Origin of the sequence: Actibacterium sp. 188UL27-1 (genome assembly GCF_016901225.1) — a bacterium.
In the GTDB taxonomy this organism is placed as follows: Bacteria; Pseudomonadota; Alphaproteobacteria; order Rhodobacterales; family Rhodobacteraceae; genus 188UL27-1.
This window is the reverse complement of sequence record NZ_JAFEUL010000031.1, coordinates 22827-35305: the sequence shown is the minus strand read 5'-3', so window position 1 is coordinate 35305 and position 12479 is coordinate 22827. Positions and strand designations below refer to the sequence as shown.

Below are 12479 nucleotides of genomic sequence, written 5' to 3'. Positions count from 1 at the left end.
AAATCAACAGCTTAAAGTCAACGGGCCAGAAACGCCGACGCTCGACCCCAACAACCAACTCATGTCGAAAAATCTACGATCGCAATACGATGTCGTTAACCACGTTAGTAACGACGTCTTATAAGATCTGATAATCCGGCGCGGCAGGCGGTTCAAATCGGGCGGTTACCTTTGGACATATCGCCATCCACCATCATCGGGGCGGTCTGGCCGTCCAGTCGCCCCCCCGCGATCAAAAGTATCGTCTTCCGATACCCATGCGGCGCGGTAGCGTTGACCATCAGAGCGGCGACCGCGCAAACTGGCATCTTGGTCGTCGCGCCGGTTTCATCCAGAAAGACCAGCTTTGAGGGGTCCAGATCGGGCTGCCCCTTGAACCGGGCTACACGACGTTCAGCGACGTCCGGGCGCTCCTGTTCGCTGGCATGAGTTGTCTTTTTGTAGCTCACGCCGTGGCGGCGGAAGAAATCATGGATGGTCAAGACGGCGAAGGTCTTGCCGCAACTCGCCCGGTCTGTATGTACACATCCACGCATCGAACTGCACTTGTTGTGCCGATGCCAGGGTGACGCCCAGCGGCATTGCGCAACCTGCCTTCTTCAACGGCGCGGATTACACGAATACGCTGAGCCTCGGACAGATATTCACCCTTGCGTGCTGGCCTCCTCCTTCAGAACACATGGCGAAGCAGCAAACCTGGTCCCCGAATCCCACGTGATCGAAGCAGGCGCAAAATGCCCTAGAACCAAAGGCGGAGGAGGGCCCAGTCGCGGATGGCCTCGAAGGCGAGCAACCCTGCCGGTTTCCATTGGCTGTCGGGCGCAAAGACGCCGCGGAGGCCCGGGCGCAGGTCATCCGTCGCACTGTCCAAAGTTGCGCGGCCATCGAGAACCGGTGCCTCCGCCCGGATGGAGATCGCCGGTGAGATCTTGGTCACCGTTGCTGCGAATGTCAGCGTGGGATCGTAATCGGGCCGGAACCGCCCGGCCAGGCCGACATCAATCAGGCCAAGGCGATCATCGGGGATGGCGAGAGTCAGGCGCAGGGTGCGTGGATCGGCGATCTCTAGCAGCGGATCCCCTTGGCGGACAGTCGTGCCCAGTTTTTCAGCCAAATCCGCGGCAATCACCAGACCGTCGATGGGAGCAGTGAGTGTGGCATCATCGACCTGACGGGACAGGCGGGCGATGCGTGCATCCAGCCGCTCAACCTCCAATTCGGCATTGCGCAGCTCGGCCGCGGCGCGGGCGGCCCGGGCCGCCTCCCGGTCCAGAAGCGCGCGCGCGCGTTCGGCCCGCACCTCGATCAGATCAAGGTTCACCGCTTCGGTATCTAGCTTTACCAGGGGGATGCCGGGTGTCACGGCCTGACTGTCCGCCACCTTGATCGTTTTCAGCCGGGCGGTGAAGGGTGCGGTCAGCACGCGGCGGGTCGATGCCTCGACCGTGGCCGGAATCTCCACCCGGTCGGGCAAGGGAACCAGCCCGACACCGATCAGGATCAGGACCGTCGCACCGAGTTTGACAAAGCGGGCGCGGGTCCAGCGCCGGGGCGCGTTGCGCCGTTGGCTCAGGGCATAGATCGCCCCGGCCAGTAAAGCCGCCGAAGGGTTGCGCCGGGGCGCGTTGATATGCAGGACCACGCCATCCTCTGCCCCAGCGGCGGCAGCGAACAATCGGGTGGTCGACCGGGCGCGTTGGCGGGCGGTTTCCAGCATTTCGGCGGTCAAGCGGTCCGGCAGGCTTGCCCGCTTGGCCGCCCCGTCCTGACCGGAGATCTTGAGCATGCCGATACTGCCATCTGCGTACATGCCAATCGCCGCATAATCCGCGGACATATGGCGGGCCAGCAAATCGGCCAGCGCTTGCAGCGCCTCCGGCCCTGGATCGGCAGCCACCGATTGCACCTGTTCGAACAAGGCGGTTTGGGTCGTCTGATCCGGGTGGGCGTTCTGCGCAAAGGACAGCGCAGAGAGCAGGCATAATCTTTCGTAAGCTAGGGATTGGGCAATCTGCCCGCCTTGGGGCCGTCCAACCGCCAGCGCCATGATCGGCCCGCCGGGGGCTGCAACACGCGCGACCAATCCGGGGCCAATCGCAGACACGACGCCCCCAGCGCCGGACGCGATCCCCGATTGGGCAGCATTGCGCATGGCGGGCACCTCATCGGACGGGATCTGGCCCGCGATGATCTGAACATCCTCGCCCTGAAGGTGCAGAATGGCGACCCATGGCGCGGGGATCAAGGCACGGGTCAGATCCAAAAGGCGGTCGGCAAATGGCGGTGTGTGCCGCTCTACCGCAAAGGTCTGGCGGATCGCATCGGCCAGTGTTGGTGCCGTCTTGGGCGGGGCGGCCGTTTCGGTCATGGGCGGTTCAGGACAAGACCCGTGCCGACACGCAGCGCCCGATCCGCGTTGGCGATGGCCAGTTTGACCCGCACGGTGCGGCTGGCCGGATCAACGCGCGGGTCGATGAATTGCAACGTCACCTCGACCACCCCGCCATCATCAAGCGTGACGGGGATCCGGTCACCGACAGACAGATCGGCGACCCAATCCAGCGGCACGAAGGCTGTGGCGATCAGGTTGTCGAGCCGACCGATCGTCATCAGAACCGTCTGGGTATCGACGGTTTCACCGACCTCGGCAAAGACCTCAAGCACGGTCGCGGCAAAGGGGGCGGCTACGCGAAACTCGGCCAATGTGGCCTGTTCAAGCGTCAACTGCGCCTCGGCCCGCCGCTGCGTTTCCTGTGCGACCACCAGATCGGCCTGGGCGAGGCTGACATTCTGCTGGGATTGCGTGACCTCCCATTTCTGGGCGGCGCCGCGTTGATGCGCGCGGGCGATCCGATCGCGCAGGGCAGCGGCCTGGGCGACGGCGGTTTCGGCACGCTGCAAGGCGCCTGTGGCCTCTGCCGCGAGACGGGCCAGGTCGACCCGGGCCTGCTGGACGGCGCCGTCTATCGACAAAAGCGGGGATCCAGGGGCGATGCTTTCCCCTTCACGCGTTGTCAGATCCGCGATCCGCCCGGCGACGGCGGTCCGGATATCGGCCTGCTGGGCGGGTTCCAGAATGGCGCTGACACTGTCCTGGGCAGCGGCGGGCCAGGCCAAAAGGCAGATCAGCGCCAGAAGGCGTTTCACGCCAAGACCTCCCCAAAGGTCGAGAAGTTCGACAGGGACATCTGGTGTGCCGCGAAAATGTTGAGGACACCGCGCCGGGCGAAACTGGCCAGAACGTCATCGGGCAGGTCGCGCAGACGTTCCTCCGACACAACGCAGAACCCTTCGACCCGGAGTGTTTTGCCACCGCGCGAGATCGAGACGGTCGAGGGCCCGATCAGGTCATGCTTTTGGGCATCCTCCACCATGAGCCGGGTGCGGTGCAGCGCAACCTCGTACCGGTTGCAGAACTCCAGGATCCCGGTCAGCAGTTTCGAGGATTTGCCATCTTCAAACATCATGCGGTCTGGAGCGGCGGTGGTGCTGAACAGAGTAGAGGAAAGATCAGCGCATAGGATATTGCGCTCTGCCGTGTCGCTTTCGCGCACTAGGGCAAAGGGGTAGCGGCGCAGATAGGCGGGGATATAGGTGCCGGTGCGCCAGCTGCCATCGGCGGTGACATGGTCGTTGCGCCCCTGCTGCATGCCGACCAGCGCAAGTGGGGTGGACTTGGCCCCGGCGGAAAAGACAATCGGATAGTCTTTCAGCGCCATGGGAAATTCATCGGCCGTCAGCGGGATGGCATTGGCCCGGGCGGCAAAGCTGAAATCGCGGTCGGCCTGGAACCCCAGACTACCCTGGCCTTCGGGGCTGAGCGGCACCAGAGTTTGATAAAGCAGCGGCAGCGTTTCCGGTTGCAGCTGCTTGTCATGGCGAGAGACTGCGCGACGTTTGACCATTCCGGACCTCGTTATTGTGCCGGTACTTCATTGACAGGAAGACGGTCCTGCAACAACCGCGATGCGGTGATCCGGGCGCGCGCCAGCAATGTCTTGTCGGGCGCATCAAGGCGAACCACCAGCGCGGTGCCGGACGGCAGATCGGCGGCACAGGTCGGAGCATCCGGGCTGGGCGTGGCGTTCAGGATCACGCGATCTTCCAGAATCGGGGCCTGGTCCAGCTGTGTTGTCAGCGTCGCTGTCACCGTGCAGGCCGGGTCATGGCGGGGTCTGGCCTGCACGGTCACACCCCTGGCAAGCACCAGATCGCGTTGCAGCGCCGATTGCGGCAGGCGCAACCGCAGGAAGGGTGCGACCGGATCCGACAGCGCGCCCAGCGGATCGCCCGCTGCCAGGACCCAGGCGCCGGTCAATGCCTCTGCCCCCAGCGCCGTCCAGACCGCGGTATCAGGCAGGGCAAGATCAAGGCGGGCGAGCCGCGCTGCCAGCTCCCCTTCAACCGCCATGAGCCGCTGGATATCCGCCTGCAACCCCGCCCGCTCTGCCGCTGTGGCAGATACCGAACGCAGGGTATTCTGCACTGCGATACGGCGGAGCCGGACCGTCGTCAGATCCTCTGTCAAGCTTGGATTATCAAGTGTCAGCGTGCCGCCCGACTGTTCCAGGCGCGCGGTCTCGGGCGCCTCAATGAAGCGGGTCTGGTAGTGCAGGTAGTGGCCGGGGACCAACACCCGGTCCGGCAGCGGCACAAAAAGCGCGACAACCACCAGGGCTGTGACGCTGCCTGCCGCAAACAAGCGCAGGGGTCGCAGGGTTTGAGTGCGCAGGAACCTGATCGTCGCGAGCCCCGGGCGCACCACCAGCATCATGACGGTCACAGCCAGCACAACCAGCGCGACATTCGGGTCAAACCGGTAAGACAGCCAAAAGATCCCGGCAAAGATGGTCCACCGATACAGATAGGCGAGTGTCCAATAGGACAGATCGAACCGGTCCACCGCTGGCAGCTCGGCACCGAGGCGGCGGGCCAACCAAGTGCGCGCGGCGATACTGCCCCGTTGCGCCAGGTTGGGTCTGCGGATCGCATCCGTCAGCATGTAGTAGCCGTCAAGCTTGACCGCGGGATTGAGATTGAACAACAGGGCCAATGCGCCGCTGATCACCACGACCTGGAGGATCATGCTTTGGGCTGGGCCCGCCTGCACATGGGCCCAGATCGTGGTGAGGATCGCGATGATCCAGGTTTCGGCATACATCCCCCCTGCCCCGATCATCACCCGTTCGAACCGGCTGCGCAGGCGCCAGGCCCCGGTGACATCTGTAAAGGGAAAGGGGGTCATCGCAAAGAGTGCGATGCCCATCCGGATCGGCCCGGGGTCGAACCCAGCGCGCACGCAAAATCGCCGATAGGCCAGGGCATGCCCCATTTCATGGATCACCTTGACCCCGACATAGAGCACGGCCAGCATCAGCAGGCTTTGCCCACCCTGCCCCGGCAATTTTTGCAGAGAATACAGCACCTTGTCCCGGTTCTGGATCAGTTGCGTCAACGACGCGATGACCGCAATGCTCCAGGCCAGATATCCCGGCGGGCTGAACAGAAAACGGCCCAAAGGTTCTAACCGACGGGTCAGGGGCCCCGCATTCATCAGGTCGCGCCGCAGGGAGATCAGCTTTCCCTCCAGCGGCGCCTTGGGTGCCAGGGCCTGCCGCGTCTGGCCGGTTTCTATGACGATGCCAGCGCTGCGCAATTGCTCCATCATGCCAGTGACATGGGGGGGTAGCAGGCCCGTTTCGGCGGCTGCCGCATCGATGCTGCCGAACCGTTTGAGCGCATCCAGAAACTGGACGGTGGCGCGATTGGCCCGGAAATACTTGCCCGTCGCCTCGTTCGAGATCACGAATTCGGGCTCGGCCGCGCCGTCTGCTGTGACATCGGTGATGGTGACAAAGCCCGGCACAGCGATTTGCCAGGTGTCATTCGAGCTCTCCATGCCCGAAATTATCAATGCCCATCGTCATTTGTCGAGGGTGGATCCGGGTTAAGCGGCATATCAGCGGCGGCGACCTACAGACTGCCAGCCGCCAGATCGCTGCGCAATTCCGCCGCGATATAGGCGGCCGCCAGGATCGAGCGCGGATCCCGCGCGCCAAAAGCGCGACCGGCGGCAGTGGCCAGACTTGAAAACCCGGCAGCTTGTAGGCGTGCGATAAGGGGAGCACCTTCAACCGGAACGCCGAGCGCGTCCACAAGGTTCGCCACGGTCTGATCACACAGATGGATTAGCGGATCTCCCGCCGACGGATGACGCGGGGTGTATTTGCGCCATTTGTCCTGCAATTTGGTCAACTGGGCCGCCAGGGTGCGCTGGCGCCGGATGTGCTCAAAGCTGAGATCGACCAGATAGAGCCCGCCCTGTTCGGCCAGCATTGCCGTGACCGGACGGATGGACCACCCTTCCTCGCTGGCGGCGGCCTCCACCAAAATGGCGCGGATACTTGACCGCGCGGCATAGAGGGCGGGGGCCTGGCTTTCGTCTTTGGCGTCGATGGTCAGTTCAATTTCCGCCCCATACTGATCGATAACGGGCAGGCGGTAGACCTGGGCAAAGTCATCAAATGTCATCTCGCCAAAACCGGCGGGCCGCAGCAAGGCCGGTTGCGGTTTGGCAGACCGGCGCAAGCCCGCCTTGGTCCGCGTGGCCAGGTCGGCCAGTGTAGCCTCCCAGTCATCGAAGGCGAGCCGCTCCAGGATATCCTGTTGCAACGGGCCACCCAATTTGGCTGCTGCCTGCGAAAGCGTTGAGGAGATCTGCCCGTCCCCGGAGACACGCGGTTCGGGCAATCGCAGCAGCATCCCCTTGAGTGTTTCGGGGCTGCCACCGCCCCAGAGCGCACCGAAATAGGCGTCAGACGCGCTAAAGCCTAGATCCTTGCCTGCCCCACGGGCGGTGACCTGGCCATACCAACGCTTTGCATGGGGATCATAAAGATGCACGGTCATTCCGCGCGCGCCATTGGTTGTGCGCCAAGAGGCGGATCCCATCACCCACAGATCAAGCGGAGGCACCGTTTGGTAGCTGCGCGCAATTGTTCCGCTGAGGTCGGGATCATCGGGATGATGTGCCAGAGCCTGGGCCAGGCCATAGCAGCGCGCCGCAGCCTCAACAAAGGCACCCGGATCAAAACCGATATCGCGCTTGGCCGCCAGCGCTGCGAGTGAGGACAATCCGCGCAACTGTGCCGCCAGACGCGGGGCCGCAGACGCGCGGGCCGAGATCGCCAAATCGAACAGCCGGTCGGCCGCGATCACGGCGGAGCCATTGATCGTGCCCGCCACCGCATTTTCGATCACGCGGGCCACGTCCTGACAAAAGCCGGGCCTGAAGATCATGTCATCTTCCGGCAGCGCAGCCTCCGACACGGCCAGGCCCGCACGCCCGCGCACAGCCAGGGCCGCGGCAGTGACATAGGCACGCTGCCGTGTATGCGGCCCTTTATAGGCCGCGCCGCTCAAACCCTGCCCGGCGACGAAGGTCACGCGGATATCGCCCTGCTCAAAATGGATGCTGCAGCTCGTCCCGCTATCCTCGATCCTGGCGCCCTGGGTCGCGATCTTGAGGGCAGCGGCCCAATCGGCGCCTGCAAATTTCTGGATGGCCGCTTCCTCCAACCCGTTGAGGTCATCGGCGGCGTAGGTTTGCGGGGTACTGTCAGCGGGTGGTGCATCGGATTGCAGCAGCAGGACGGCCAACAGGATGTGGCGGCAGACCCCACTGGCGGGGCAGGTGCAGGTCGCGGCCTTGGCACCCCCGGCATCGATCCGCACGGTATGCCCCTCCGTTTCGACCGTTGCCTGATCTGCACTGCGGGCCGTGATCTGCCCCTTGCCCGCCTCAAGCTCACGGGTGGCGCGGCGCAAAAGCCCGGCAGAGGCAAGGGCGGTGAGCGCCGCTGTGTCATGGGCGGCGAGGGTGGCGTCAAAGCTCATGAGATAACATCTGCCAACCAGCGGGCAAATCGGTCGGGTGTCATCGCGCCGACACGCATGCCCAGGACCGCCGCGCGACCTGCGACGACCTCATCAAAATACGCCTGCCCGCCATCGTCCAATGCCGTCAGGCCGATCATTTTGACCCGTTGTTCGGCCATGCGCGCCAGCGCGGCATATAACCGGCGCGGCGATGCGCCTTCACCGAAATCCGTGATCAGGGCAAAGATCGTACGGTCCGGCGTTTCGATGAAATCTTCGCAATAGCTGACGGCCTGGCCGATATCCGTGCCGCCGCCCAGTTGGACCGATAGCAGGGTCTCCAGCGGGTCGGTCAACTGGTCAGACATGTCGACCACCGACGTGTCGAACAGCACCATCTTGACCTGCACCCCTGGCAAACCGCTGAGGATCGCCGCCATCACGGCGCTGTAGATGATGCTATCGGTCATGGATCCCGACTGGTCGACGCACAGGATCACGCGCCATTGCAGTTTGCGGCGGGAGCGGGCGTTGAATCGCAAACGCTGTGCGATGATGGTTTGCCGCGCCGGGTCCCAGGTCTTGAGGTTATCGCGCATCGTGGCGCGCCAATCGAAATTGGCAGCCGAGGCGATGTTGGACCGCATATATCTGTTACGGCGCCCGGAAAACGCGCGGGTCATATCCGCCTTCAGCCGCCGCAGGATATCATCGATGACCTGCCGGGCGATGGCGCGCAGCTTTTCCTTTACCGCGGGGTTTGCCCGCCCCTGAAAGGCCAGCAGGGTCTTTAGCAAATCCTGGCTGGGTTCCAGATTTTCGAGCGTTTTGGGGTCGTTCAACAGATCCGTCAGGCCATATCGATCCAGCGCGTGGGCTTGCAGGGTTTCAAAGACTGGTTGCGGGAAAAGACTGCGCGCCTTGTTCAGCCATGTGATCGCCCGCATTTGCGTGGGATCAAGCGATCCCGGGCCACGATCCCCCTTCAAGCCGCGCCCCTGATATTCACGGGCATAAAGGTAATCGAGCGCCTGATCGGTTTCAGCGTCTCGGCCATCCAGCCCGCCCAGACAAGGGTTGGAATAGCGGCCCAGCACCAGCCGCCACCGGCGGCCACCCTCGGTCATTGCGTCTCCTCCGGCACTTCCAACAGCCAGTCCGCCAGACCGTCGGCTGCAATGCTGGCCCGAACCGCCTGCTCTGCCGCCAGACCGCGGCCAAGATCCGCCTCATCAAAGCCGGTTTCTGCCAGGTAAGAGACGCCATGCCCGCCATGGCGGGCTGCCAGTATCTGGGCGACACGATCCGTTTCGCGGGGGTTCAACACGGTCAGCGCCAGCCGCAAATGGGGCAGCAGCGCAATAAAGTCATCCTCTGGCAGGTCGCAGAGGAACGCATCCAAAGCCTCCATCAGACCGCTGACGATCCACAACAGCGACGGCACGGCCGCCAAAAGCCCGCGCAAGACCCCGATACGGTCGTGGATCTGCGGTAGGGAGCCATGGAAATTTCCAACCATGGCGGCCACAAGCGCGTCGGCTGGTTGGCGGCCGGATTGCACACAGATTGCCAGAACGGCGCCCAGAATCTCAGGCGGCGGATCAGCCCGGGCCACGCGGTCGATGGCATCATCAAACAGGGTGTGATCCAGGGTTTCACCGCCCGGGCCGCGCAAGATGTCCAGCACCATGCGCAATGCTTCGACGCGCGCATCGATCGCGTCAGGATCGGTATTGGGCAAGTCGTCGCATAAATAAACCATCCGGTGATACGCGGCGTCCCGCAAACCGGTCACATCCAGGATGTCCGGTATGGCCATTGGTCCCTTGGACAGGCTGAGATGCTGAAGGCGGCGCAAACAGCCAGCCACTGCTTCAAACGCGCCATGGATGCGGATTTCATCGGCCAGCGTGGCAACAAAAGAAGCCAGCTTTGCCCCCAACCCGGCCAGCAATCCGCGGCAGAACAAGGTCGTCAGCAGATCCAGATCGCGGCTTTCACCGGTTTGCGCCATTTCAACCCGCAGACGCTTCAGCAGGCCCAGGCATGCGCCGGGAACATCATCCCCCAGAACGGCCGCCTCGACCAGCCGCGCCTCCACCGCGGGGGACCATGCATAGGTCCATTCCTCAAACAACAGATCGGTGCGCATCCCGTTGACGAAGTCCGGGCCCGCGTCACGGGACGCAAAACCGATCTCCAGCAGCATCATGGCATGGAGAAACCGGGAGGCTGCAAGATGGGATGCTTTGCGCCGAATATCGAGGGTGCGCCGCCGCCGCATGCCGTCCGAGATATCAAGGCGCACCGCCTTGGCCCGGCGCCGGGCGTCTTCGACCAGCGGTGGAGATCCGGCAGATGGCGGCACCTCCCCCAGCGCATTGCCACGCAGGAAGGTCAGCAATCGCTCTGTCCAGACCTCGGCATGGCTGGTCTCTCCCTTGACCAGCGCGGTGAGTGCAGCATCGATCAGATCATGGCGCAAGGCACCCGGGCGGCCCCGCATCCGGGCCAGACGATCGGCAACGCGCAGCATCTCTGTCTGTGCAGGCAGGGAGATGGCGTTTCCGTCGCGGCGCATCTTCTGGGCAAATCCGCTGACCAGATCCAGGGCCGTGTCGGACCAGGGTGGCGCCCCGTTACGGGCCAGGGCGGCATGCCACAGATCGTCATAATAAGCGGGCTGGGGCAAACCGGCAGCATAGCCTGACAAGGCATCCATTGCCGCGAAGCCGTATCGGATCAGATAAGACTGGGCTGTGCCAATGGGCTCTCGGATCGGAACATCGGGCGGATTGCCCGGATCTACCAGCGCAGGCACATGGAATCCACCTGCCACCACCACGACGGGGCCACCCGCCTTGAGTGCTGTGCGAATACATGCCGCCATGTGGGCTTCGCGCGCCAGATTTTCCGGCGCGGCACCGTCATCCCGCGGCGCGGCGGCACGCATACCCGCGCAATACGTGCCGACGGCCTGAAAGAACGCGCGCCAATCGGCCGTACCCAGCCGGGTTTCAAACAGGTGATCCCACAATTCGAACCCGTCGCGACACCCGGTGCGGCGCGCCAAAGCGGCGATATAAGTACCACCGTCAAAGGGTTTCTCATTCAGCAGGGGCGCGATCCGTCCCGGCGGGGTGTGATGCAGCGCCTCCATCCGTGGCGATGGCAGGTCAATCATGCGCAGCTTGGCCCCAACCTTTGCGCCATGGATCAAGGCGATAAGTTCAGGCGAATGCGCGCAAAAAGGATAATAGGCGGAAACGCGGCTCTCCGCATCGCGATCCAGCAAAACGGCAATCGCCACGGGCGGGCGCGTGGCCCGATCCAGCAGGTCGGGAATGTGCCGTTCCAGATCCGCTGGCGCCTCGATCAGAACATGGGCCGGGCGGATCTCATCGATCATGCGCGCCACCGCCCAGGCGCAGGCCGGTGAATGGTGACGGATCGGCGCAAAATGCAGACCGGCCCGGCGTTGATCCAGGCCATCCAGCACGTTGAAGGTGGGGTTATCCATCAAGCCCGTCTTTGACTGACTTGTAAAACGTGGCCCAGGCGCGGGACGACCGTCCGCGGCTGCGCGCGATGGTATCGGCATAGGTGCGCAACTTTCGGGCGTCTTCGGGATCATCCTTGAACACCACACCGCGCAATTGCCGGGCGACATGGTCGGCATTGACGGTGCCGCCATCCAGATAGGCGGCGTTCAGCGTCGCGGCATGGGCCACATTCACGGCCTCTGCGGTGGACATCACGCTTTTGGGCTGAGCCACCGTGGCCCCTTCGCTGGTCCGCCCCGTGCGCAAATCCCGAAAGACCTGTACCAGCACATCAAGGACGTCATCGCCCATATCGGCGTTGACGGGGTGATCGGCCACGCGGTCCTGCAATTGGCGGGCGATCAGCGTCTTTTCAAACGCGGCATCGGCAATCGGGTGGACGGTTTCAAAGTTGAACCGACGTTTCAGGGCGCTCGACATCTCGTTCACGCCGAGGTCGCGCAGGTTGGCGGTGCCGATCACGTTGAAACCCAGGGCTGCGCGATCCTCGACCCCCGCGCCCAGTTCCGGGATCGCCACCGTGCGTTCGGACAGAAGCGAGATCATGGCATCTTGCACTTCGGGGGCGCAGCGGGTCAGTTCCTCGATCCGGGCAATCTTGCCATTGCGCATCGCCGACAGCACCGGTGAAGGGATGAGCGCGCGTTCACTGGGCCCTTCGGCCAGTAGCAGGGCGTAATTCCAGCCATATCGCAGGTGATCCTCCAGCACCCCGGCGGACCCCTGGACAACCAACCGCGAGTCGCCAGAGATGCCCGCGGCCAAAAGCTCTGACAACAAGGACTTGGCCGTGCCTGGTTCCCCCACCAACATCAGACCCTGTTGCCCCAGAAGCGAGACGATGCACCGGTCGACCAGGGCGTCATCGCCAAAGAACTTCTGGCTGACCTCCAACGCGTCATCCCCCAGGACAAAGCGGCGCACGGCCCGGGGGGACAGGACCCATCCCCGAGGGCGCGGGTCTGCGTCGCCCTCTGACAGTCGGGCCAATTCGGCGGCGTAACGCTGTTCGGCGGCTTCGCGTTGAACATCTACCAT

The 12479-nt window shown here is 63.7% G+C and carries 9 protein-coding genes; all 9 read right to left on the bottom strand.

Annotated elements, in window-relative coordinates:
- Window positions 1–152 precede the first annotated feature (152 nt).
- Window positions 153–536, bottom strand: a complete 384-nt coding sequence (locus tag IU397_RS24060) for a hypothetical protein (protein WP_204417790.1) — start codon at window positions 534–536, stop codon at window positions 153–155.
- Window positions 537–739: 203 nt separating this feature from the next.
- Window positions 740–2368 (bottom strand): efflux RND transporter periplasmic adaptor subunit, encoded by a 1629-nt coding sequence (locus IU397_RS22330; RefSeq protein ID WP_204417788.1) that lies wholly within the window; start codon window positions 2366–2368, stop codon window positions 740–742.
- Window positions 2365–3147 carry an efflux RND transporter periplasmic adaptor subunit gene (locus IU397_RS22325; protein WP_204417787.1) on the bottom strand — a complete coding sequence of 261 codons (783 nt, stop codon included), beginning with the start codon at window positions 3145–3147 and terminating at the stop codon, window positions 2365–2367. The genes IU397_RS22330 and IU397_RS22325 overlap by 4 nt, the downstream gene beginning before the upstream one ends.
- Window positions 3144–3905, bottom strand: coding sequence for a SapC family protein (locus tag IU397_RS22320; protein WP_204417785.1), 762 nt, complete (start codon window positions 3903–3905; stop codon window positions 3144–3146). Before IU397_RS22320 ends, IU397_RS22325 begins: the two co-directional genes overlap by 4 nt.
- Before the next feature lie 11 nt (window positions 3906–3916).
- Window positions 3917–5899: a hypothetical protein gene (locus IU397_RS22315; protein WP_204417783.1), complete on the bottom strand. Its 1983-nt coding sequence runs from the start codon at window positions 5897–5899 to the stop codon at window positions 3917–3919.
- Between the two features lie 74 nt (window positions 5900–5973).
- Window positions 5974–7896: an SWIM zinc finger family protein gene (locus IU397_RS22310; protein ID WP_204417782.1), complete on the bottom strand. Its 1923-nt coding sequence runs from the start codon at window positions 7894–7896 to the stop codon at window positions 5974–5976.
- Window positions 7893–9005: a VWA domain-containing protein gene (locus IU397_RS22305; RefSeq protein WP_204417781.1), complete on the bottom strand. Its 1113-nt coding sequence runs from the start codon at window positions 9003–9005 to the stop codon at window positions 7893–7895. Before IU397_RS22305 ends, IU397_RS22310 begins: the two co-directional genes overlap by 4 nt.
- Window positions 9002–11398 carry a DUF5682 family protein gene (locus IU397_RS22300; protein WP_204417780.1) on the bottom strand — a complete coding sequence of 799 codons (2397 nt, stop codon included), beginning with the start codon at window positions 11396–11398 and terminating at the stop codon, window positions 9002–9004. Before IU397_RS22300 ends, IU397_RS22305 begins: the two co-directional genes overlap by 4 nt.
- The gene (locus IU397_RS22295; protein WP_204417779.1) at window positions 11391–12479 is read right to left on the bottom strand and encodes an AAA family ATPase; all 1089 of its coding nucleotides are present in this window, start codon (window positions 12477–12479) and stop codon (window positions 11391–11393) included. Before IU397_RS22295 ends, IU397_RS22300 begins: the two co-directional genes overlap by 8 nt.